The sequence below is a fragment of the Spirillospora sp. NPDC047418 genome (assembly GCF_040643275.1).
In the GTDB taxonomy this organism is placed as follows: Bacteria; Actinomycetota; Actinomycetes; order Streptosporangiales; family Streptosporangiaceae; genus Spirillospora.
Genome location: NZ_JBEYTW010000008.1, coordinates 101,080 through 123,116, shown reverse-complemented (window position 1 = coordinate 123,116; position 22,037 = coordinate 101,080). Strand labels below are relative to the sequence as shown.

The following is a 22,037-nucleotide window of genomic DNA, read 5'->3' as shown; positions in this document are numbered from 1 at the left end:
GCCGCCGGTGACTACTTCTGCTTGACGTAGGGGATTCGGAGCGCGGACACGTACTTGTCGCCCGGCGGGACGTTCGTCCGGACCTCCACCGGCTGCCCGCCCGGCGACCGGACGTAGAACGCGACCCCGAGCCGGCCCATCTTCAGCGGCTTGTACTCCGACCCCGCCGAGTACTGGAGCCCGGCCAGCTCGGTGTACTTCTGCCAGGCGCCGTCCGCCCGCAGCCGGATCGGCTTGAAGACGTCCAGCCGGTCGAGGGCGCCCTCGGTCCCGTCGAACTGCCACAGGAACATCGCCGACACGGTCACGCCGGTCGCGCCGCTCGGCGACCAGACGTAGAAGTCGAAGGTCGGCCTGCTGCCCGGACGCCGCACCTCGTTCAGGTTGTAGATCGTGCGGATGGCCGGGTTGCCGCCCTTGGGCCAGTCCTTCCCGACCGCCGGGAAGCTCTGGCCGGACGGGACGCTCCACGTCTGGGCCTGCTCGCCGGGCGGCGGCGGGTTCATCCACGGCCCGCCCCCGGACAGGTAGAACAGCATCGACCCGGGCCCGCCCAGCGGGCGCGGCTTGCGCTTCTTCTTCGGCTCGGCCTGCCCGGCCGGCTTGCTCGGGGCGGCCTTGGGATTCTCCGGCGGGCTCGGGGACGCCTTCTGCTCCGGCTGGCTGGGCAGCGCCAGCGGGTTGCCCATCGGGCTCATCGCGCCGTCCCGTGCGCGCGAGGAGAAGTTCGGCTGGAACGCGAACCAGGCGACGGTGAACGCCACCGCCATCGCGAGGACGCACGCGCCCGTCCCGAGCAGCCAGCGCGGCATGATCGCGCCCTGCTCGAAGGTGCCGTCGACCTCCACCGGCTCGCGCCCGGAACGCAGCACGTGCACCGTGTACGGGCGCGACTCCCGCTGCCCGAACCAGGTGATGCCGCCCGGCTTGATCCGTCCGTCCACCCAGGCGGCCCGGCCCGGCTCGATCTGCACGTTCGCCGGATGCAGCTCGACGCCCAGCCGCCCGCCGGGGTCCTTCGCGCTCAGCGACGCGGTGACCTTGGTGTTGCCGAGGTTGTCCACCGCGACCTTCGGCCTGGCGCCGAACCGGCCCCGCACCACCGGCGGCACCAGCTCCGCCCGGAGCACCGTGAAGGGGGTGATGGTCAGGTGGCCCTCGACGACCTCCTTCGCGCCGGGCTGCTCGGTCGGCGTCACCTCGACCGCGAACGGATGCCCGCCCGCCGCCGCGTCCGGCGTGCGCGGCGGCGCGAACACGATCTCCGCGGTCCCGGTCGTGCCGGGGTAGAGCCGCAGCGTGGCCGGCTCGACCCGGGCCCACACCGCCGGGTCGCCCGCGACACCGATCCGGTACTCCTCGACGAGGTCGCCGGTGTTGCGGACGCGCAGCGCGACCGTCGTGCTCTTCCCGGGATCGACCGTCGCGGACCGCGGTTCCAGCGAAGACCAGATACTCACCCTCCGACGCTACGAGCGGCCTCCTCTCCGGGAAACGTCCGACCGAGCAGCACCCCGTGCAGCATGTCCTGCCCGAATGGGCCGGGATGCCCGATCGTGCAGGCCGTGCTGCCCGCCGTTGTGCTCCCTTCGCCCTGGTACGGGCGGCGCCGGGGCGGGACGCTCAGGCGTATGTTCGAGCAGTCTCGTGTGACCGAGAACGGGCGTACCGGCGCGGGCGAGCGGTCGAGCCGGCGGCGGGCCCCGCATGCGGGCGGGGCCGCCGCCGCTGCCGCGCGCGGCACACTGGCCGGTCTCGGGCCGTCCCAGCTGCTCGCCCTCCAGCGCGCGGCGGGCAACGCCGCCGTGGCCGGGGCGGCGGCGGAACGGCACGAGCACGGCCCGTCCTGCGGCCACGACGTGCAGCGGTCCGCCGTGCACGAGGCGCTGGGCCGTCCGGGCGCGCCGCTCGGGGCGGCGGTCCGCGCGGACATGGAGGCGCGGCTCGGCGCGGACTTCTCCGACGTCCGCGTCCACACCGACCACGCCGCGCACACCGCGGCCGAGTCCGTGCAAGCGCACGCGTTCACCACGGGCAGCGACATCGTCTTCCAGCGCGGCCGCTACGACACCGGCTCGACGGCCGGGCGGACGATGCTCGCCCATGAGCTCACCCATGTCGTCCAGCAGCGGTCCGGGCCGGTCGCGGGCACCGACACGGGCTCCGGGCTGAAGGTCAGCGACCCGTCCGACCGCTTCGAGCGCGAGGCCGAGGCCACCGCCCGCCGCGCCATGGCGGGCACCCCGGTCGTCTCCGCACCGGTCTCCGCCCAGGCCGCCGGGACGCCGGCCGGGCCGGGGGCCGTCCAGCGGCTCTCCAGCACCGAGGCTGCCACGGCGCTCAAGGACGCCGCCGAACCGTCCGGCGCGATGACCGCGATGGGGACGGCCGCGTCCGTCGGCTCCCGGTTCTCCGACTCGGACGCCTCGACCTCGTCCTCCCTCAGCGGGGGGCTCGGGGCACCGGGCATCGGGGCCGGAGCGGCCGCCGCCGGGCTCTACGCCGACGCCCGGACGATGCACGGCGCACGGCGCGGCATGAAGGGCACCGAGGCGGGCACGGCGGCGCACCGCGACCACCGCAGGGCCTGGAACGGGGCCGCCGGCGACGCGGCGCAGGACGGCTTCAACCTCACCGGCAACACCGTGAGCATCGCGGGCGGCGCGCTGAAGGTCGCGGAGTCCGGCGCGGCGGACGTGGTCGGCGGGGTCGGCGGCGCGTTCACCCTGCCCGCCTCCCTGATCCAGGGCGGACGCTACATCCGGAAGGCGCACCACGCGCGGGAGCGGGCCGAGGCGCTCGCGAAGGTCCTCGGCGCGGGCGGCACCGACGACTCCGAGCTCAGGACGCTGATGTACTCCCGCGACCTCGCGGGGGCGCTCATCGAGCTCTACCAGGCCCAGCGGGAATGGCGGGGCGAGGTCGAGGCCAAGTCCCGCGAGCTGGCGAACCGGCCCGAGCCCGCGGGCGCGCCGGTGCCCGCCTCGATGACCGGGTTCGCGGCGGAGATCGACACCGCCTTCGCGGCGACCACCGACCCGGCCGCCGACCTCGTGCGCGCCGAACTGGAGCGTGTGCTGGCCCGGACGGAGAACGTCGCCGACCGGATCGCCGAGGCCACCGAGGCCAAGCGCCGCTGCGACGCGGAGCTGACCGCCGCCATCGCCGCGTACGCGCTCAAGAAGAACGCGCGCGGGACGCACAAGAAGGCGACCGTCGCGGCCGGCTCCATCGCCGGTGCCCTCGCCGGAGTGGCCGCCCTGGTCGCGGCCTTCGCCGCCGGGGCCGCGATCGCCGCCACCCCGCTCGGCTGGGCGCTGGCCGGGCTCGGCGCCGCCCTCGGCCTCGCCGTCGCCGCGTACAAGACCAGCAAGTACTTCGGCAAGCGCTGGGACCGGGCGCGGCTCGACGACACCGGGACCGAGCGGACGACGGGCGACCGCGTCCTGGCCACCCTGAACGTCATGAAGCCGCTCGGCCCCGGGAAGCGCGAGCTGGTCGCCGGCGCCCTCTGGGAACTGGCCGGCGAGCAGGACCGCGACTCCGCCGCCGGGGAGCGGGACACACCGGTCGCGGGCGTGGAGATCCCGGCCGGGAGCGCGCTGTCGATCATCGCGGCGCTGGGGCTCGACTGGAAGGCGGAGAAGATGGCCGCGGACCGCGACGGCGCCGTCGCCCGCATCGCGTCCAAGATGGCGTCCTGAGCCCCGGGAACCGGCGTCCGCGGGGCGGGCGGTTGCACGAATGTGCGCGGAAGGTTGCCTCCGGAGAGGTCCGTTCCGACGTTTCGGTGGCCTGATCCGGACGGCACGCTGGTGAGACCTTGATCGCTCTGTGGGGGTTTGTCGCGCATGGCCACATATCTGTCGCCCGGTGTGTACGTCGAGGAGGTGGCCAGCGGGTCGCGTCCCATCGAGGGTGTCGGCACGTCCGTCGCCGCCTTCGTGGGGTTCGCGCCCGAGGGGCCGCTGAACGAGCCCACGCTGGTGACCAACTGGTCGCAGTACGTCGCGGCGTTCGGTGAGTTCGCCGACGGCTACTACCTGGCGCACGCGGTCTACGGGTTCTTCAACAACGGCGGCACCACCTGCTACGTCATCCGCGTCGGCGGGACGTCGGGACACGGCGCGGGCGCCAGGGCCATGCCGCGGCAGCTCGCCGCCGGCGCGCCCGCCGAACTCGGCGGGTTCCGGGTGTCGGCGCTGCCGTCCGGCACCGCGGGCGAGATCAGCGTCGAGGTCGCCGACGTCGACGCCGACGACAAGGGCGACCGGTTCCGCCTGAACGTCAAGGTGGACGACACCGTCGTCGAGAGCTTCCACGTGTCGGCGAAGAAGGCGGCCCGCACCTACATCGTCACGCAGGTCAAGGAGCGGTCGAAGCTCATCACCGTCGAGGAGGCGGCCCCGGCGGCGCAGCTCGCCAGGCCGGACGCCCAGACGGTGAAGCTGGAGCCCGCGCCCGTGCCGGCGCCGACCGCGGCGGACGGCCGCGGCATCGGCCCCGACGACTACCTCGGCGACGCCGCCGACCGCACCGGGTTCGGCGGGCTGGAGGCCCTGGACGCCGTCACCATGGTGTGCGCCCCCGACCTGATGGCCGCCTACGAGCGCGGCGCGATCGACATGGAGGGCGTCAAGGCCGTCCAGCTCGGCATGATCGCGCACTGCGAGCTGATGGGCGACCGCGTCGCGGTCATCGACCCGCCGCCCGGCCTGAACGCCAAGCAGGTCCGCGACTGGCGGCAGGAGACCGCCGGGTACGACTCCAAGTACGCCGCGCTGTACTACCCGTGGATCAAGGTGTTCGACCCGTCGTCCGGCAAGGCGCAGCTGATGCCGCCGAGCGGGCACGTCGCCGGCATCTGGGCGCGCAGCGACGCCGAACGCGGCGTCCACAAGGCACCGGCGAACGAGATCGTCCGCGGCGTCGTGGACCTCGGGCTCCAGGTCACCAAGGGCGAGCAGGACTTGCTCAACCCGATCGGCGTCAACTGCATCCGCGCGTTCCCCGGCCGCGGCGTCCGCGTGTGGGGTGCCCGGACCCTCTCCTCCGACCCGGCGTGGCGGTACCTGAACGTCCGGCGCTACTTCAACTACCTGGAGGAGTCGATCCTGATCGGCACCCAGTGGGTGGTGTTCGAGCCGAACGACGAGGCGCTGTGGGCGCGGATCCGGCGCAACATCTCCGCGTTCCTCGTCACCGAGTGGCGGGACGGCGCCCTGTTCGGGGCCAGCCCCGAGGAGGCGTTCTACGTCAAGTGCGACGCCGAGACCAACCCGGCCGAGTCGGTCGACCTCGGCCGCGTGGTCTGCGAGATCGGCATCGCGCCGGTGAAGCCCGCCGAGTTCGTGGTCTTCCGCCTGGCGCAGATCTCCGGCGGCGGCGAACTCGAAGAGTAACCCCCACTCTCCCAACGGAAAGAGCGAACGATGACCTTCGACGGTGGCGACGCCGTAGCGGCACATAACTTCGGCCTGCAGATCGACGGCGTGATGGTCGAGTACCTGCAGTCCGTCACCGGCCTGTCGCAGAAGCAGGACGTCATCGAGTTCAAGCAGAACTCGGCGCAGGGCAAGCCCGTCACGAAGAAGATGCCGGGCGTCGCGCAGGCGGGCGAATGCAGCGTCACGCGCGGCATGACGCAGAGCAAGGCGTTCAACGACTGGATCAACGCGTCGCTCAAGGGCGACATGGGCAGCGCCCGCAAGAACGCCTCCATCATCCTGATGGACTACCAGAACAGCCCGGTGAAGCGGTACCACATGCGCAACGCCTGGTGCAGCGGCATCGAGGCCAGCAACCCGGAGGCGGGCGGCACCTCGGCCCTCACCGAGCAGGTCACCATCACCTTCGAAGAACTGACCATCGAGTAATGCGCCGTTCCGCCCCCGCCGCCGAACCGTCCGGGCCGATGCGGACCGAGTTCGAGTTCGAACTCCCGCGCGGCTACGTCGACGAGTCCGGGACCGTGCACAGGCGCGGCGCGATGCGGCTGGCCACGGCCAAGGACGAACTCGTCCCCCTGCAGGACGTCCGGGTGCGGGAGAACCCCCCGTACCTCTCGGTCGTCCTGCTGGGACGGGTCGTCACCCGCCTGGGCGACCTCCCGGCCGTCCACGACGGCGTCGTGGAGAACCTGTTCGCGTCCGACCTGGCGTTCCTGCAGGACTTCTACCGCCAGATCAACGCCGAGGGGCACACCCGCGCCGCCGTGGCGTGCCCCGCGTGCGCGGAGACCTTCGAGGTCGACCTCGCGGGGAGCCGCCTGGGGGAATCGTGACGTACGCACCCGACCGGCTCCGCGAGGAGATCGCGTACATCGCCTTCCACTTCCACTGGAGCCGCGAGGAGATCCTGGACCTGGAGCACCCCGACCGCCGCCGCTACGTCCGGGAGATCGCTTCCCTGGTGACCCGGGCGGGTACCTGATGCCCTGGAACCCCTTCCGCCGCCCGGCCCGCCCGGCCCCGGCCCCGGTCCCGGTCCCGGCCTCCGAGCCGGCGGCCCCGTCCCGGCCCGCCTGGACGACCCTGCCCCCGCCCACGCAGGTGCTCCTGCGCCCGATCAGCGACCCGGCCTTCGGCCCGACCCTCCCGACCTGGCAGAACCCGGTCCTGACCCGCGAACCGACCCGCCTGCTGCGCGCCGCCCCGCCGTCCTCCCTGACCGGCGGCCTGGGCACCGCACCCCGGCCCCTCGCCCGCCAGAGCGCGGACGTCCCCATGCCCGTCCAGGCCCCCGCACCTCCCGAGCCGCCCCCGTCTCGCACCCCTTTGACGAGTGCCCCACCCCAGCCCAAGCCCCTCCGCCACCTGACCCCCCACCGCCCCACCCCACCCGCCGCAGAGCGCACGAGCGCCCTGACCCACGCGCCCACCCCCACTACGGCGCGCGCATCTTCGAACCCTGCGGACGCTTCCGCGCGACAGGCAGGTTTGCCGACCCAACGGGCCACACCCGTAGGACGTGGGCCCGCGCCGACCGATCCACCGAGGCCCGTCCAGCGCACGACTGCGTCCTCGGCGAGCCCCGCCTCCAGCGCACGCTCCGAGCCACACGTGGCAAAAGCACAGAACAGACGCGCGAGCGGACCGACCACGCCCGCCCCAAAGACCGAGACACCGCCCCCCGCGCCCACACTCCCGAACGCAGAACAACCCAAGCCCGTACAGCGCGCCGACGCACCCGCAACTCCCTCACACGGAAGTACCGCACCAGGCCCGCGCGCCGACGCGTCCGCGACTCGCGCACACGGAAGTACCGCGTCAGGCCCGCGCGCGACGGGTGCGCCGGTCGCTGGACGGGCCGAGAGCGTGGACGGCCTGAGCGCGTCCACGCTGAACGCCGAGGCGGCACGACGTGAGGCTGCACGGCAAGCCACGCCCGTCCAGCGCGCCGCGCACCCCGCGCGCGGTGCGAACGCATCGTCGCCGCAGGCGGCTGCACCGACCCAACCCGCAGCCCAGGAACGGGCGACCAAGCCGCCCATGCCCGTCCAGCCCGCTGCCCACGGAGGGCGCGGGGCTGCGGCGGCCGACCCGGCCGTGCCCGGTCGGCGGGTGCCAGCGGCCCCGGCTCCCGCGTCCGGCGCGCACCCCGAGCCGCGCGTGGCGGACGCGCCGGTCACCGGGCAGGGCGAGCGTGTCGGTGGGGCGAGCGCGCCCACGTGGAATGACGGCGCAGCCCCGGCTGCGCTTCCGGCTTCCGTGCCCGGGAGTCCTGCGTCCGGTGCGCGCTCCGAGTCGCGTGCGCCGGTCGCGGGACAGGGCGGGCGTGTGAGCGGGGCGGGTGCGTCCACGCCAATGGCCGAGGCACCGCCACGTGTAACTGCGATGCCGATCGCGGGGCAAGGCGTGCCCGTCGAGCCCGCTGCGGCGGGTGGTGGCTCGAACGCTTCCGGGCGGCGGGTTGACGTGCCCGTCCAGCGCGCGGCCGCGTCCGCCGCGTCCGGGCAGGGAACTCCCGCGTCCGGTGTGAGTTTCGAGCCGCGCCCCGCAGTGGCGCCGGGGGCTGGACGTGCCGAGCATGTGAGCGAGCCGGGCGCGTCCACGCCGACTGCGGGGGCGACGCCACGTGCGGCCACGGCCCCGGGGGCGGCGCCCGTTCAGCCCGCAGCGGGTGCCGGTGTAGACGCTTCGGGGCGGCAGGTGGGTTTGCCGATCCAACCCACTACCCGCGTGAGGCGTGGACCTGCGGTGACGGAGCCGTCCGCACCCGTCCAGCGTGCGACTGTGCCGTCGGTGGGTCCTGCGTCCGGTGCGCGCTCCGTGTCGGGCGTGGCAGGTGCGCCGGGTGACGAGCGGGGGCGTGTGGGTGGGGCAGGCGCGGCCGGGCCACAGGACGGGGCAGCGTCGCGTGCTGGTGCAGCGCTGGCCGCGGGGCAAGCCGCGCCGGTCCAGCCTGCTGCGGAGGCTTCGGGGTGGCGGGTGGGTTTGCCGATCCAACCCACTACCCGCGTGAGGGGTGGGCCTGGGGTGGGCGAGTCGTCTGCGCCAGTGCAGCGTGCGGCGGCGGCCTCGGATCCCGTGTCTGTGGTGCGCGCGGCAGGGGCGCCGGTCGCTGGACGTGCCGAGCGGGTGCTTCCAAGCGCGTCCGCGCCAGGGGCCGGGGCAGCGCCGCGTGCGGGTGCGACTTCGGGGGCGGGGCGAGCCACCCCCGTCCCGCCTGCTGTGGGGGGCGGGGCTTCAGATGGTGTGGACGTTTCGGGGCGGCAGGTGAGTTCGCCCGTCCAACCCGCTGCCCGCGGAGCACACGGGATTGCGGCGGCCGGCCCGGCCGTGCTCGGTCGGCGTGTGGTGGCGGCCTCGGCTCCCGCGTCCGGTGCGGGCGGGGCCGGGGTGTCCGCGCCGCAGGGCGGGGGCGCGCCGCGTACGGGGCAGAGTGCGTCCGTTCAGCGTGCTGCGGAACCCGGCTCGGGTGGGGTGGACGCGGGGGTGGCGCGAGTGGGTCCGCCGATCCAACCGGTCACCCGCCGGAGGCGCGACGTTGCGGGGCCGGCGGGGCGTGCCGGGCGGACGGGCGGGGACGTTCAGCGCGCGGCTGTGTCCGCGGGGCCCGTGCCGGGGAGGCCCGCGTCCGGTGCGCTCTCCGGGCCACGTGCGGCAGGGGTGCCGGTCGCCGGGCATGTGCCCGCGCCGGGTACGCCCACGTCGAAGGCCGAGGCTCAGCCGGGTGGGGGGCCGGGTTTGCCGGTTCGACCCGCGGCGCGGGGAGGGCGGGAGGGTGCGGTGACCGGCTCGGCCGTGCCTGTGCAGCGGGCGGCCGCGTCCGGGCGGGCTGCGGCGGCCGGGGCGGTCGTGGGGGGACAGCGGGGCGCCGCGCCGGGGCGGGGCAGGGCGGAGAAGCGGCGGGTGGCGGTTGTGGATCAGCAGCGGAGTGATGGGGAGCTCGATGAGCTGGCGCGGCGGCTGGTGGAGCCGCTGGCGCGGCTGCTGCGGGCGGAGTTGCGGATGGACCGGGAGCGGGTCGGGCGGCTGAGGGATCGGCGCCGGTGAGAGGAGTTTGCAGATGACCACCACCAAGGACCCGGCGTCGTCGCTGTTCTTCCGGTTGACGGTTTCGGGGGTGAGCTTCGGTGCGTTCAACGGGTGCGACGGGCTGGCGGCGCAGGTCGATGTGGAGCAGTTCGAGGAGGGCGGCAACAACGGGTTCGTGTGGCAGCTGCCGACGCGGGTGCGGCATTCGAACGTGCGGTTGACGCGGCCGGTGACGGCCGACACGGCGAAGGTGGCGACCTGGATCTCGTCCGTGGCCACCGGGATCGAGCGGGCCGACGTGCAGATCGACGTGCTGCGCGCGGACGGTTCGCTGATCGCCAGCTGGGGGCTGCGGGAGGCGATCCCCGTCAACTGGACGGGGCCGACGCTCGACCCCGAGCAGGCGACGGTGGCGACCGAGGTACTGGAGATCGCGCATCACGGGTTCACCGCGTCTGGGGGTGCGTGATGGCGCCGAAGACGATGCACGGACGGGTCGGGGCCACGCTGAACGTGCACTTCCCGCCGTCGGGCGACTCGGTCCAGCCGGGCGGGCTGAAGAAGCGGATCAAGCTGCAGTTCAACCCGAACTCCCTCGACCTGTCCGGTTCGTCGACCTGGAAGTACACGCCGACGCCGGCCGAGCGGGCGGGCGGGAAGCAGGAGTTCACCGGGCCCAACCCGCGCAGCCTGAACCTGGAGATCTTCCTCGACTGCTCGGACGAGCCCGGCTCCAACGACGTGCGCGAGGCGGTGGACGCGCTGTTCCAGTGCCTGGAGGTGGAGCCGTCCAGCCGTCCGCTGCGGTCGTCGCCGCCCTGGGTGCGGTTCGAGTGGGGGACGTTCCGGACGGTCGGCTTCGTCGCGTACATGCGGGACGTCAGCGCGTCCTACACGCTGTTCGCGTCCAACGGGGAGCCGATCCGGGCGACGTGCCGGCTGGGCTTGGAGGAGATCCCGCAGCAGACGCCGGGGCAGAACCCGACGTCGGGCGCGCTGACGGCGCGGCGCGTGCACCGGGTGGTGGCGGGGGATTCGCTGCAGGCGCTGGCGTGGCGCGAGTACGGCGACGCGACCGCGTGGCGGCCGATCGCCGAGCTGAACGGCATCGACGACCCGATGCGGCTCCGGCCGGGGCGGGAGCTGCTGCTCCCCGCCCCCGAAGAGATCGACGCGTAGGGGGCGGGATGTCCGCGGGGACTCATACGAACCTGGTCGGGGTGAAGGTGGACGGCCGTCCGCTGCCCCCGACCGTCAAGCCGCTGCTCGTCGAGGCGTGGGTGGACACCAGCGTGAACGTGCCCGCCGCGTTCCAGCTGACGTTCCGCGACCCGCACCGGCGGGTGGTGCCGCTGCTGAACGCGCGGATCGGCGCCGAGGTCGAGCTGCGCGCGTACGCGGCCGGACGCGACGGCGGCAAGCCGATCTTCACCGGCGAGGTCACCGCGCTGGAGGCCGACTTCGACGCCACCGGCAAGTACACGGTGCTGCGCGGCCACGACCCGTCGCACCGGCTGCTGCGCAACCGGCGGGTCGCCGGGTACGTCAACCAGACCGCGTCCGACATCGCGCGCAAGCTCGCGGCGCGGAACGGCCTCAAGGTCGGGCGGATCGACTCGACCAAGGTCGTGTACGAGCAGATCTCCCAGGCGAACGTCACCGACTGGGAGTTCCTGGCGCGGCTGGCCCGCGAGAACGACGTCGAGATGTACTGCGACGACGAGGGGAAGTTCCGGTTCGTCGAGCCGAAGCCCGCGTCGGGCGCACCCGGGGCCGGGACGAAGGCGGCGCAGAACCACTACGTCCTGGAGTTCGGCGTCAACCTGCTGCGCTGCCGCACCGGGATCACGGCGTCCGACCAGGTGCAGGAGGCGTCCGCGCGCGGCTGGGACATGACCGCCAAGCGGACGCTGACGGCCCGGAAGTCGGCCGCGCGCAGCCCGGAACTGGCGATCGGGTCGACGCCGGGGCAGGCCGCGTCGGCGTTCGGGAAGGCCACGCTGACCGAGACCGAGATCCCCTACGACAGCCAGCGGGAGGTGACGGGCGCCGCCGACGGGCTGGCGGCGGACGTGAGTTCGGCGTTCGCCGAGCTGGAGGCGCTGGTGCGCGGCGACCCCAGGCTGCGGCCCGGCCTGCCGGTGGCGCTGAACGGGATCGGCCGGCCGTTCGAGGGCAAGTACACCGTCACCGCCGTCCGGCACATGTTCTCCGGCGGCGAGCGGTACGAGTGCCTGGTCACGGTGAGCGGCGAGCAGCACCGGTCGCTGTTCGGGCTGGCGTCCGGCGGCGGCTCGACGGCGCCCGCGCCGCGGCTGCCCGGCGTGGCGATCGCGCTCGTCACCGACGTCAAGGACCCGCGCCGCCTCGGCCGGGTGAAGCTCCGGTTCCCCTGGCTGGACGAGGAGTACGTCAGCGACTGGACGCGCGTCATGCAGTTCGGCGGCCGGCGCGGCGGAAGCCTGATCATGCCCGAGGTGAACGACGAGGTGCTCGTCGCGTTCGACCGGGGCGCGCTCGACCACCCGTACGTGATCGGCGGCCTCTACAACGGCATCGACCGGCTGCCCGCCTACCAGCGGATGCCGGTGGTGGGCGCCGGCGGCAAGATCAACTGGCGGGCGCTGGCGTCCCGCACCGGGAACCGGCTGGAGCTGCGGGACGCGCCCGGCCGCAAGGGCGTCACGCTCGCCACCGGCGACGACCGGATGACGATCGAGATGAACCAGACCGGCACCCGGCTCTCGGTCGACAGCAAGGGCATCGTCACCATCACCGGCGCGACGGCGGTGCAGGTGCGGGCCGGGACGAACCTGGCGCTGAACGCGGGCGGCGCCGTCAGCATCAGCGCGGGCGGCTCCGTGAACATCAGCGCGGGCGGCGCGGTCAACACCAGCGCCGCCGGCGTGCTCAACCTCAGCGCCGGCGGCGTGCTGACGGCCAAGGCGGCCGGCGCGGTCACCGTCGCGGGCGTCAGCGTCGCGCTGACCGGCATCACCACGACCAACGGCAGACCGTTCTAGGAGAGGGCTATGGGGGAGCAGTTCACCGGCTCCGGCTGGGGCTTCCCGATGCGGGTCAACGCGTCGGGCGGGATCGCCCTGGTCTCCGGGGAGAACGAGATCGAGGAGGCGATGCGGCTCGTGCTGGCGACCGCGCCGGGCGAGCGGCCCTACCGGCCCGAGTTCGGCTGCGCCGTGCACGACCTGGTGTTCGCGCCGGTCAACGACGAGACGATCGGGCGGATCGGCTACGAGGTGCGGGCCAGCCTGGACCGGTGGGAGCCCCGCGTGGAGGTGCACGACGTGGCGGTCACGGCGGTGCCGGGCACGCGCGGGCTGCTGCACATCGACGTCCGGTACGAGATCCTCGGCACCAACAACCCCCGCAACCTGGTCTTCCCGTTCTACGTCATCCCCGAGGGCGAGGACGGGGCCGGCGACGCCGCCGCCGCGGGCCACGCGGAAGGGGCCGCCTGATGGCACTGCCCTCGCCCAACCTCGACGACCGGCGCTTCCAGCAGTTCGTCGACGACGCCAAGCGCTACGTCCAGCGGCGCTGCCCGGAGTGGACGGACCACAACGTGTCCGACCCGGGCGTGACGCTGATCGAGGCCGTCGCGCACATGGCGGACCAGCTGGTCTACCGGCTCAACCGGGTCCCCGACCGCAGCTACCTGGCGTTCCTCGACCTGCTCGACTTCACCCTGCTGCCGCCGTCCACGGCCCGCGCGGCGGTCACGTTCTGGCTGTCGGCGGCGCAGGACGAGCGGGTGGTGCTGCCCGCCGCGACGGAGGTCGCGACCCGCCGCACCGAGCACGAGGAGGCGGTGGTCTTCACCACCGAGCACGAGCTGGTGATCCCGCCGTGCGCGCTGGAGCGCCTCACCGTCCAGCCGGAGGGCCGCGCGCCCGCCGACCACACCTCCGACGTCCTGGACGGCACGGACGTCGCCTGCTTCACCGAATCCCCGCGGCCCGGCGACACGCTGCTGTTCGGCCTGTCGGCGGCGGTCCCGTCGTGCGCGGTCGCCCTCGACCTGGACAGCCGGGTGGACGGCGTCGGCGTCGACCCCCGGCAGCCGCCGCTGCGCTGGGAGGCGTGGACGCCGGACGGCTGGCGCGCCTGCGCGGTCGAGTCGGACGGGACGGGCGGCCTCAACCGGCCGGGCGAGGTCGTGCTGCACGTCCCGTCCGGGCACGCCCGGTCGCGGGTCGGCGCGCACGAGGCCGCCTGGCTGCGCTGCGTGGTGACGGAGGCCGCCCCCGGGCAGCCGTTCTACTCGGTGTCGCCGACCGTCCGCGCGGTGGAGGCGTACACGATCGGCGGGACGACCGGCGCCGTGCACGCCGAGGCGGTGCACGACGAGGCGCTCGGCGAGTCCGAGGGCGTCCCCGGCCAGCGCTTCGCCACCGCGCACGCGCCGATCGTCGCGGGCGACCCGGCGCTGCTCCTGGAGTCGTCGGACGGCGAGGGCTGGGAGCGCTGGGAGCCCGTCGAGCACTTCGCCGCGTCCGGCCCGGACGACCGGCACTTCCGCCTCGACGCCGCCACCGGCGACGTCGCGTTCGGCCCGGCGGTGCGGTCCCCGGACGGCGGGATCAGGCAGTACGGGGCCGTCCCGCCGAAGGGCGCGCTGCTGCGCGCGGTCCGCTACCGGACGGGCGGTGGCCGCGCCGGGAACGTGGCGCGCGGTGCGCTGAGCGTGCTGCGCAGCTCCGTCCCGTACGTGTCCCGGGTCGAGAACCGGGACGCGGCGGTCGGCGGCGTCGACGGCGAGACCCTGGAGGAGGCCAAGCGGCGCGCGCCGATCGCGCTGCGCGCCCAGGACCGCGCCGTCACCGCCCGCGACTACGAGGAGCTGGCCCGCCGCGCCGCGCCGGAGACCGCCCGCATCCGCTGCCTGCCGGTGGACGAGGCGGGGCCGGGCGCGGTCCGCGTGCTGGTCGTGCCGCAGGCCGCGGCGGACCCGGCCGGGCGGCTCCGCTTCGAGCAGCTCGTGCCCGGCGACGACCTGCTGCGGCGCGTCACCCGCTACCTGGACGACCGGCGCCCGCTCGGCGTCCGGCTGGCCGTCGGCCCGCCGTTCTACCAGGGCGTCACGGTCGTCGCGACGGTGCACTGCTTCGCCGCCGCGAACGCCGAGGCGGTGCGCGGCGCCGCGCTGGACGCGCTGCACGGCTACGTCGACCCGCTCGCCGGCGGCGGCGAGGGGCGCGGCTGGCCGTTCGGGCGGCCGCTCCAGGCGGGCGAGATCTTCGCGGTGCTGCAGCGCGTCCCGGGCGTCGAGCTGGTGGACGAGGTCCGGCTGCACGCCGCCGACCCGCTGACCGGCAAGCGCGGCGACGCCGTCGACCGCATCGACCTGTCCCCGGCCGCGCTGTTCTTCTCCTACGACCACAAGGTCCGCGTCCTGGGCGGCGCCGAATGACCGGGCGGGCGCGGTGAGGGGGGCGGTCGACGGGCTGCGCGGGCCCGATCCGCTCGGCGGGCTGCTCCCCGCCATCTACGCCGAGGACGAGTTCGCGCAGCGCTTCGTCGCCGGGCTCGACGACCTGCTCGGCCCGTTCGCCGGGACGCTCGACTCGGTGGAGGCGTACTTCAGCCCGGCCCTCGCCCCGGCCGACTTCGTCGGGTGGCTGGCCGGCTGGGTCGGCGCGGAGCTGCGCGGCGACGAGCCGGAGCAGCGGGCCCGGACGACGGTGGCGTCCGCCGCCGCGCTGCACCGGCTGCGCGGCACCCGGCGCGGGCTGGCCGCCGCCGTCCGGCTCGCGTTCGGCGTCGAACCTGAGATCATCGAGAGTGGCGGCGCGGCGTGGTCGGAGCGGCCGCTGGGCGTGTTCCCGGGCGAACCGGAACCGCGCCTGGAGGTGTTCCTGCGAGTGCCCGACCCCTCGGCCGTGGACATGCGGCGGCTCGACGACGTGGTCGCCGCCGCGCGTCCCGCGCATCTGCCCTACACCCTGCGGATCCTTCCCCTGGAAGAAGGTTCATGAGCGCAACCGAGACCTGCGACGACTGCGGCGCGCACGGCCAGTCCGGCGCGTTCTGCGACGTGTGCGGCGCGGTGCTGGACTGGCGCGACCGCACACCGGCGCCCGGCCCGTCCCTGCACCCGCACGGCGCCGAGGCGACCACCGAGCCGCTCCCGGACGCCACCCCGCCCGCCGGCCGGACCGCTCCGGCGGTGGACGCCGCCGACCCGCCCGCGCCTCCCACTGCCGCGGCCGGCACGGGTGCTTCCGGCACGGGCCCGGTCGGCACGGGCGCGGCCGGGACGACGCTGCCGTCCGAGGACGAGGAGCGGGCGCGGCGGCTGCTCGTCCCCGTGCCTACGCGGGAGCGCTCCCACGAGGTGCCGCCCGCCGTGACGCCGGTGCTGCCGGGACGTCCCGAGGAGGCGCGCCCGCAGGTCAGGACGGTCACCGAGCCCGAGCCCCTGGACCTCGCCGGCGGCGTCGTCTGCCCGTGGTGCGACACCGCCAACCCCCGCGGCCGGCGCTTCTGCCGCCAGTGCGCGATGAGCCTCGCCGAGCTGGACCGCGCCGGGTCGCGCGCCAAGCGGCCCTGGTGGAAGTTCTACGAGGAGCCCGACCGGGAGCAGCCGTGGGCGGGCGACCGGCCCCGGCTGCGGCGCGGGATGTCCCGGCTCGTCGTCGTGATCCCGGTCGCCCTGCTGACGCTCGGGCTGGGCGTGTTCTCGGTGGCGAACGCCGGCACGGCCGTGAACGGGGTGATCGACCACTTCGCCAAGCGGGTGTCGGTCTCGCCGAGCCAGGCCAAGGCGTCGCACTCCCAGCCGGGCAACGGCCCCGACAAGGCGTTCGACGGGTTCGCCGACTCCTACTGGGGCGTCGGCTACAGCGGCGCCGCCCACGGCCAGTGGATCGAGGCGGGCTTCGCCCAGCCGCGCCGCCTGCTCAACGTCGTCATCACGCCGGGGATCTCGCGGCGGCTGGACACCCAGCGCACGCAGGGCCGTCCGCAGACTCTGGAGGCGACCGTCTTCTCGTCCGACGGTAAGAGCCGCACGCGGGAACTCCAGTTCGACGACGCCGTCGGGCCGCAGAAGTTCAAGCTGCGCGGCGAGGACGTCGTGCGGGTGCGGTTCACGATCCGCGCGTCCTACGGCACCGTCCGCAAGGACCAGCAGGTCGCCATCGCCGAGATCGAGTTCTTCGGCCGCTCCGTCGCCCGCACCCTGTGAACCGCCAACCCGAAGGTCGAGAATTGGTCTATATGTGGTCATTCTGGGGCAGTGAATTCGTGGTCCACGCGGCCGTCCAGCTCTCCCGGGCCCGGTAGTGGACGCCCCGGGTGAGGCGGCCGGGCCCGTCGACCGGTGGGCGCGCCGGATCGGCGCCGGCCCCGGCGGACCCCTGGACGCGGCCGCCGCGGGCGGCGCGATGTCGCCGGCCGCGCCGCCGGCCGCGCCGCGGCTGAGCCTGCTCGGCCCGCCGGAGGTCTGGCGGGACCGGGCCGTCCTGCCGCTGGGGCCGCCCCTCCAGCAGGCGATGCTGGTGGTGCTCGCGCTCTCCCGGGGCGCGTCCGCCGGCTCGGCGGAGCTGATCGACGGGATGTGGGGGCGGGACCATCCGCCCACCGCCGCCCGCGCCCTGCGCAACTACGCCAACCGGCTCCGCAATCTGCTGGAGCCGGGCCGCGGCGCGCGCGTCCCGTCCCGGCTGCTGCACACGGCGGGCGACGGCTACCGCCTCGAACTCGAGCCGGTCCGGGTGGACGTCGTCGAGTTCGAGGACCTGGTCGCGCTCGCCGACAAGCGCCGCCGCGAACGCGACGGCGCCGCCGCCCGCGCGGTCCTGGACCGGGCCCTCGGGCTGTGGCGGGGCGCGCCCCTCGCGGGCGTCCCCGGCCCGTTCGCCGAGCGGCAGCGGGCCCGGCTGACCGATCTGCGCGCGGACGCGCTGGCGCAGCGGTCCGCGCTGGACATCGAACTGGGCGACCACGCGTGCGCCATCGACGGGCTGACCGAGCTGGTTGCCGAGCGCCCGCTGTGGGAGCGGCCGCGGGCCCTGCTGATGCGCGCCTTACACGCCACCGGCCGGACCGCCGACGCGCTCGACCTGTACACCCGGACGCGCGGCCTGCTGGCCGAGGAGCTCGGCACCGACCCCGGCACCGAGATCGTCCGGACCCACCTGGAGATCCTCCGCAACCCGGCGGAGCCCGCCCGCCCCGCCCCCGCCCCGGTGCCCGCGCAGCTGCCCGGCTCCGTCGCCGACTTCACCGGACGGGCCGCCGAGGTGCGCCAGGTGATCGAGATCCTCTCCGCCGGGAACCCGACCGCCGTCCGCGTCGCCGCCGTGTCCGGCCTCGCGGGCGTCGGCAAGACGGCGCTCGCCCTGCACGCCGCCCACGCGGTGCGGAGCCGGTTCCCCGACGGGCAGCTCTACGCGGACCTGCGCGGGACGGGAACCGACCCGGCCGACCCCGGCACCGTCCTCGCCGGTTTCCTGGAGGCCCTGGGCGTGACGGCCGTCCCGCGCGCGCTGGAGGAACGCGCCGCGCTCTACCGCACGACGCTCGCGTCCCGCCGCGTGCTCGTCCTGCTCGACGACGCCGACGACCTCGCGCAGGTGCTCCCACTGCTGCCCGGCGAGCCCGGCTGCGCGGTGCTGGTCACCGGCCGGCGGGTGCTCGCCGGGCTGCCGGGACCGGGCGCCCTGCACCTGCCGGTGCTGACCCCGGACGAGGCCGTGTCGATGCTGGCCCGGATCTGCGGGCGCCCGGCGACCGAACGCGACCCGCGGTCGGCGCGGCGGCTGGTGGCGGCCTGCGGGCACCTGCCGCTGGCGGTGCGCGTCGCGGCGACGCGGCTGCGCAGCCGTCCCGCCTGGACGCTGCGCGACCTCGCCGACCGGCTCGCCGCCGGGCACCGCCGCCTCGACTGGCTCAGCCTGGGCGACGTCGGCGTGGCCGAGGCGCTGGAGCCGAGCCACGACCGCCTCACCGCCGCGCAGGCGCGCGGACTCCGGCTGCTGGCCGTCCCGGACACCGCCGACTTCGGCCTCCCGGCCGCCGCCGCGCTCCTGGACCTGCCCGAGTGCCGGGCCGAGGAGCTGTGCGAGTCGCTCGCCGACGCCGCACTGCTGGAGACGGGCCGCGCCGGCCGCTACCGGCTGCACGACCTGGTCCGGCTGTTCGCCCGCGCGAAGCTGGCCGGCCGCCCGGACGCCGCCGCCGAGCGCGACGCGGCGCTCGCCCGGCTGGTCGGCCACCAGACCGCCGTCGCCGCCGAGGCCCGCCGGCTGCTCAGCCCCGGCGACGCCCTCCCCGGCCGCTTCTCCGGCGGGACGGCCTCACCCGTCCCGCTGGGCTCCGCCGCGGCGGCCCGCGCCTGGCTGGCCGCCGAGCGGCCCGGCCTGTTCGCGGTGATCCGCCAGGCCGGCTCCGAAGCCGCCGTCCGGCTGCTGCTCCTGCTCAGCGACGCCGTCCATCTGCCGGGGCCGTACCAGGAGGAGGCGGCCGAGGTGGCGCGCCTGATGCTGGTGGACGACCTGGACGAACCGACCCGGCTGCGCGCCCGCGCCCTCCTCGGCGGCCCGCTGCTGACGAGCTTCCAGACGGCCGAGAACTGACCGTCGAGAACCGACGGGTCAGATGTTCGGGCCGTAGGCGGTGCACTGCGGCGTGAACCCGGGCTCGCCGGGGCCGAGGGCGTTGAGGACGATCTGCGCGACCGGCCCGTCGAACCACAGCCCGGAGTGGCCCACCGGGTCGTCCGGGCACAGGTCCTGCAGCAGGATGTTCGTGGAGTCGCCGCCGTGCAGGAAGGAGTTCGTCAGCGGGGTGACCGTGGTGTCGTGCGCCGTCGCGATCGTCAGGTAGCGGACGCCGGGCACCGTGTCCCCGTCGGCGAACAGCGCGTTCTGGAAGTCGGAGCCGTCCTCCTGCTGCGGGTACGCGGGCGCCCCGACGAAGCGGAACGCGTCGTTCACCAGCCCGAGCACCTGCAGCGATCGGGCGAGGTTCACCAGGCCGCCCATGGTGGTCCCGTGGTTGGTCGGCGCGAGCCCGATCATGGTGCGCACCTTCGCGGCGCCTCCGAGCCGCTTGATGTAGTAGTTCGGCATCATCCCGCCCTGGGAGTTGCCGATCACGTCGACCCGTCCGGCGCCGGTCGCGGTCAGGACCCTGTCGACGAACGCGCCCATCGTGCGCGCCGACTCCGCGACGTCGCCGAGCCCGTAGACGCGCCCCAGGCTGGCGGACGTCTCGCCGTAGTTGAACGCGTAGACGCAGTACCCGGCGTTGGCCAGGACCGGCGCGAGCCGCGCCCCCGAGAACCCGAGGTTGGACGTCGTGCCGTGCACGAGCACCACCGGAACCGGATGCTCGCCGGACGGCCGGCAGGTCCAGACGTTCGCCCCGGCGACCGCGTCTGGGCTGAAGAGGTAGTTGCCGACCGCCGTCCAGAGGTCGCCCACGGGATAGGTCGTCTTCGCCGAAGCGGGTGTCGCGGCCGCCCCCGTGCAGAGGACCGCGCATGCCGCCATCACGGTCGCGGCGAGGCCGCGCCAGAACCGGTGTCCCGTCATATAGACAACGGTATCTATCTAAGCCTGGCCGGACCATGGCCGCGATGACAACGAACCCGGCCCGTTTTCGTACTCGGCGACGAACCCCGCCACGCGTCAGCGGCCGGACGTGCGGTGGGCGAGCGCCGCGGCCTGCCCCCGGCTGCGGCAGCCGGTCTTGGTGAGCAGCCGGCTGACGTGCGACTTCACGGTGTGCTCGGACAGGACGAGGCGCCGCGCGATCTCCGCGTTGCTGAGTCCGTCGCCGATGAGGTGCAGCACGTCCCGCTCGCGCGGGGTGAGCGCACCGACGCGCGCCAGGTCGGCGGGAGCCGGACGGGAGCCGCGGCGATGGGCGACGTAGCCGTCGATGACGCGGCGGGCGACCCCGGGACTGAGCGCGCCGTCACCGGAGGCGGCGGCGCGCACGGCGGCCAGCAGCTCCTCGTAGGAACTGCTCTTCAGCAGGAAGCCGGCGGCACCGGTGCTGAGCGCCTCGTCGATGTACTCGTCCAGGTCGAAGGTGGTGAGCATCAGCACCCGGGTGCGTCCGAGCCGGCCCTGCCGCGCGAGCCGTTCGAGGACCCACAGGCCGTCGCCGCCGGGCATGCGCACGTCCAGGAGCAGCACGTCGGGGGCGATCGCCGTCGCCAGCCGGAGCGCTTCGCCGCCGTCCCCGGCGGTGCCGACGACCTCGATGTCGTCCTGGGTCTCGATGATGGCGCGGAGCCCGTCGCGGACGACGCGCTCGTCATCGGCGATCACGACGGTGACGCGGCGGTCAGCGGGCGGCATCGCGAGCGTCCAGCGGGATCGTGGCCGCGACCCGGAAGCCGCCCTCGGGGACGGCCCCGGCGTCGAGCCCGCCGCCGAGCGCGGCGAGGCGCTCTTGCAGGCCGGGCAGGCCGATCCCTGCTCCGGGGGACGGCGGGACGTCCGCCGCCGATGCCCCGCTGTCGACCTCGATGCGGACGTCCGGCCCGCCGGCGTCCACGCGGATCGCCACGTCGGCGCCGGGCGCGTGGCGGCGCGCGTTGGCGAGGGCCTCCTGGACGACGCGGTAGCCGGTGAGCTGGACGGTCCTCGGCAGCGCGGACACCTCGCCGGTGACGGTCAGGGTGGTCGGGTTCCCGGCGGTGCGGGCGGCGTCCACGAGCGCGGGAAGCCCGGCCAGCGTCGGTGCGGGGGCGCGCGGCGCGGCGGCCGTGCCCCCGTCGCGCAGGACCCGCAGCAGCTCGCGCAGCTCGCCGCCGGCCTGCCGGCCCGCCGCCGCCAGCGCGTCGACGCGGTCGCGCGCCCAGGGCGGCAGCTCGTCCGACCGGGCGCGGACGGTCTCGGCGTGCACGACCAGCAGTGTCAGCGAATGCGCGACGACGTCGTGCATGTCGCGGGCGATGCGCACGCGTTCGGCGGCGGCGGCCCGTTCGGCGAGCAGGTGCTGCTCGCGGCGCGCGTCGGCCGCGCGCCGCTCGGCGGCGGCGAGCAGGCCGCGGTGGCCGCGGGCGGCGACGCCCAGCGCCCACGCGACCGGGAGCGCGGCGACGTAGGCGACCACGTCGGAGCCGCCGCGCCAGTCCTCGGGCGCGGTGAGGTGGTTGGCGGCGAGGCCCGCGGCGACGAGGGCGGCCCCCAGGACCAGGGCGGCCGCCGACCGGCGCGGCGCGGCGTACGCCCCGGCCGCGTACAGCGCGAACGCCACCGGCAGGACGGTCAGCCCGCTCAGCTTGGTCTCCGCGGACGCGGCGGCGACCTCCACCCCGGCGAGGACGGCGAGCAGCACACCGAACGCGATGAGCGGCCGGTGCCGCCGCAGCGCGAGGCAGCCGACCGCGACGCCGCTGTAACCGGCCAGCGCCGCCCAGGCCGCCGCCGAGGTGTCGGTGGTCACCTGGTCGATCAACGCGGGCACGACGGCCGCGGTCCCGAGCGCCGCCTCGCCCACCGCATTCCCGACCCCCGCGGCCATTCTGAGGCCCACAGCCTTTCTGGGCGCTGCCGTTTTTCCGGGCGGCGTCGCCTT

At 75.1% G+C, this 22,037-nt stretch carries 18 protein-coding genes; 14 read left to right on the top strand and 4 right to left on the bottom strand.

The features are described from left to right. Positions 1–11: 11 nt before the first annotated feature. A complete protein-coding gene (locus ABZ806_RS07355; protein WP_500215989.1) occupies positions 12–1,460 on the bottom strand; it encodes a COG1470 family protein in 1,449 nt (482 codons plus the stop codon). 189 nt (positions 1,461–1,649) lie between these two features. Between ABZ806_RS07355 and ABZ806_RS07350 the strand changes: the two genes are divergently transcribed. The 14 genes from ABZ806_RS07350 to ABZ806_RS07285 all read left to right on the top strand — a co-directional run bounded on the left by ABZ806_RS07350 (position 1,650) and on the right by ABZ806_RS07285 (position 19,078). Continuing rightward, positions 1,650–3,704: an eCIS core domain-containing protein gene (locus ABZ806_RS07350; RefSeq protein ID WP_500215988.1), complete on the top strand. Its 2,055-nt coding sequence runs from the start codon at positions 1,650–1,652 to the stop codon at positions 3,702–3,704. A gap of 147 nt (positions 3,705–3,851) precedes the next feature. Then, the gene (locus ABZ806_RS07345; RefSeq protein WP_500215987.1) at positions 3,852–5,402 is read left to right on the top strand and encodes a phage tail sheath family protein; all 1,551 of its coding nucleotides are present in this window, start codon (positions 3,852–3,854) and stop codon (positions 5,400–5,402) included. Between the two features lie 30 nt (positions 5,403–5,432). Next, positions 5,433–5,876, top strand: coding sequence for a phage tail protein (locus tag ABZ806_RS07340; RefSeq protein ID WP_500215986.1), 444 nt, complete (start codon positions 5,433–5,435; stop codon positions 5,874–5,876). Next, the gene (locus ABZ806_RS07335) at positions 5,876–6,283 is read left to right on the top strand and encodes a hypothetical protein (protein WP_500215985.1); all 408 of its coding nucleotides are present in this window, start codon (positions 5,876–5,878) and stop codon (positions 6,281–6,283) included. Before ABZ806_RS07340 ends, ABZ806_RS07335 begins: the two co-directional genes overlap by 1 nt. Continuing rightward, positions 6,280–6,432 carry a DUF6760 family protein gene (locus tag ABZ806_RS07330; RefSeq protein WP_500215984.1) on the top strand — a complete coding sequence of 51 codons (153 nt, stop codon included), beginning with the start codon at positions 6,280–6,282 and terminating at the stop codon, positions 6,430–6,432. Before ABZ806_RS07335 ends, ABZ806_RS07330 begins: the two co-directional genes overlap by 4 nt. Before the next feature lie 2,921 nt (positions 6,433–9,353). Continuing rightward, the gene (locus tag ABZ806_RS07325; RefSeq protein ID WP_500215983.1) at positions 9,354–9,497 is read left to right on the top strand and encodes a hypothetical protein; all 144 of its coding nucleotides are present in this window, start codon (positions 9,354–9,356) and stop codon (positions 9,495–9,497) included. Positions 9,498–9,510: 13 nt separating this feature from the next. Then, positions 9,511–9,948, top strand: coding sequence for a phage tail protein (locus tag ABZ806_RS07320; protein WP_500215982.1), 438 nt, complete (start codon positions 9,511–9,513; stop codon positions 9,946–9,948). Beyond that, the gene (locus ABZ806_RS07315; protein WP_500215981.1) at positions 9,948–10,658 is read left to right on the top strand and encodes a CIS tube protein; all 711 of its coding nucleotides are present in this window, start codon (positions 9,948–9,950) and stop codon (positions 10,656–10,658) included. The genes ABZ806_RS07320 and ABZ806_RS07315 overlap by 1 nt, the downstream gene beginning before the upstream one ends. Positions 10,659–10,666: 8 nt before the next feature. Then, positions 10,667–12,502: a VgrG-related protein gene (locus ABZ806_RS07310; RefSeq protein ID WP_500215980.1), complete on the top strand. Its 1,836-nt coding sequence runs from the start codon at positions 10,667–10,669 to the stop codon at positions 12,500–12,502. A gap of 9 nt (positions 12,503–12,511) precedes the next feature. Beyond that, entirely contained in the window at positions 12,512–12,958 is a 447-nt protein-coding gene (locus tag ABZ806_RS07305; RefSeq protein WP_500215979.1) for a GPW/gp25 family protein, read from the top strand. Next, the gene (locus tag ABZ806_RS07300; RefSeq protein WP_500215978.1) at positions 12,958–14,910 is read left to right on the top strand and encodes a putative baseplate assembly protein; all 1,953 of its coding nucleotides are present in this window, start codon (positions 12,958–12,960) and stop codon (positions 14,908–14,910) included. Before ABZ806_RS07305 ends, ABZ806_RS07300 begins: the two co-directional genes overlap by 1 nt. 13 nt (positions 14,911–14,923) lie before the next feature. Further along, positions 14,924–15,475: a phage tail protein gene (locus ABZ806_RS07295; protein ID WP_500215977.1), complete on the top strand. Its 552-nt coding sequence runs from the start codon at positions 14,924–14,926 to the stop codon at positions 15,473–15,475. After that, the gene (locus tag ABZ806_RS07290; protein WP_500215976.1) at positions 15,472–16,686 is read left to right on the top strand and encodes a discoidin domain-containing protein; all 1,215 of its coding nucleotides are present in this window, start codon (positions 15,472–15,474) and stop codon (positions 16,684–16,686) included. The genes ABZ806_RS07295 and ABZ806_RS07290 overlap by 4 nt, the downstream gene beginning before the upstream one ends. 97 nt (positions 16,687–16,783) lie before the next feature. Then, positions 16,784–19,078, top strand: a complete 2,295-nt coding sequence (locus tag ABZ806_RS07285; protein ID WP_500215975.1) for an AfsR/SARP family transcriptional regulator — start codon at positions 16,784–16,786, stop codon at positions 19,076–19,078. 18 nt (positions 19,079–19,096) lie between these two features. Here ABZ806_RS07285 and ABZ806_RS07280 read toward each other — a convergent pair whose 3' ends face one another. The 3 genes from ABZ806_RS07280 to ABZ806_RS07270 all read right to left on the bottom strand — a co-directional run bounded on the left by ABZ806_RS07280 (position 19,097) and on the right by ABZ806_RS07270 (position 21,959). Continuing rightward, complete coding sequence (locus tag ABZ806_RS07280) at positions 19,097–20,038, bottom strand: esterase/lipase family protein (protein ID WP_500215974.1); 942 nt, start codon at positions 20,036–20,038, stop codon at positions 19,097–19,099. A 96-nt stretch (positions 20,039–20,134) separates the two neighbouring features. Continuing rightward, positions 20,135–20,812 carry a response regulator gene (locus ABZ806_RS07275; RefSeq protein ID WP_500215973.1) on the bottom strand — a complete coding sequence of 226 codons (678 nt, stop codon included), beginning with the start codon at positions 20,810–20,812 and terminating at the stop codon, positions 20,135–20,137. Then, positions 20,799–21,959 (bottom strand): sensor histidine kinase, encoded by a 1,161-nt coding sequence (locus ABZ806_RS07270; RefSeq protein ID WP_500215972.1) that lies wholly within the window; start codon positions 21,957–21,959, stop codon positions 20,799–20,801. Before ABZ806_RS07270 ends, ABZ806_RS07275 begins: the two co-directional genes overlap by 14 nt. Positions 21,960–22,037 lie beyond the last annotated feature (78 nt).

Coding starts and splice junctions, on each gene's coding strand:
- ABZ806_RS07315 (WP_500215981.1), top strand. CDS start 9,948: ATGGCGCCGAAGACGATGCACGGACGGGTCGGGGCCACGCTGAACGTG.
- ABZ806_RS07275 (WP_500215973.1), bottom strand. CDS start 20,812: ATGCCGCCCGCTGACCGCCGCGTCACCGTCGTGATCGCCGATGACGAG.
- ABZ806_RS07320 (WP_500215982.1), top strand. CDS start 9,511: ATGACCACCACCAAGGACCCGGCGTCGTCGCTGTTCTTCCGGTTGACG.
- ABZ806_RS07310 (WP_500215980.1), top strand. CDS start 10,667: ATGTCCGCGGGGACTCATACGAACCTGGTCGGGGTGAAGGTGGACGGC.
- ABZ806_RS07335 (WP_500215985.1), top strand. CDS start 5,876: ATGCGCCGTTCCGCCCCCGCCGCCGAACCGTCCGGGCCGATGCGGACC.
- ABZ806_RS07290 (WP_500215976.1), top strand. CDS start 15,472: ATGAGCGCAACCGAGACCTGCGACGACTGCGGCGCGCACGGCCAGTCC.
- ABZ806_RS07340 (WP_500215986.1), top strand. CDS start 5,433: ATGACCTTCGACGGTGGCGACGCCGTAGCGGCACATAACTTCGGCCTG.
- ABZ806_RS07280 (WP_500215974.1), bottom strand. CDS start 20,038: ATGACGGGACACCGGTTCTGGCGCGGCCTCGCCGCGACCGTGATGGCG.
- ABZ806_RS07305 (WP_500215979.1), top strand. CDS start 12,512: ATGGGGGAGCAGTTCACCGGCTCCGGCTGGGGCTTCCCGATGCGGGTC.
- ABZ806_RS07345 (WP_500215987.1), top strand. CDS start 3,852: ATGGCCACATATCTGTCGCCCGGTGTGTACGTCGAGGAGGTGGCCAGC.
- ABZ806_RS07300 (WP_500215978.1), top strand. CDS start 12,958: ATGGCACTGCCCTCGCCCAACCTCGACGACCGGCGCTTCCAGCAGTTC.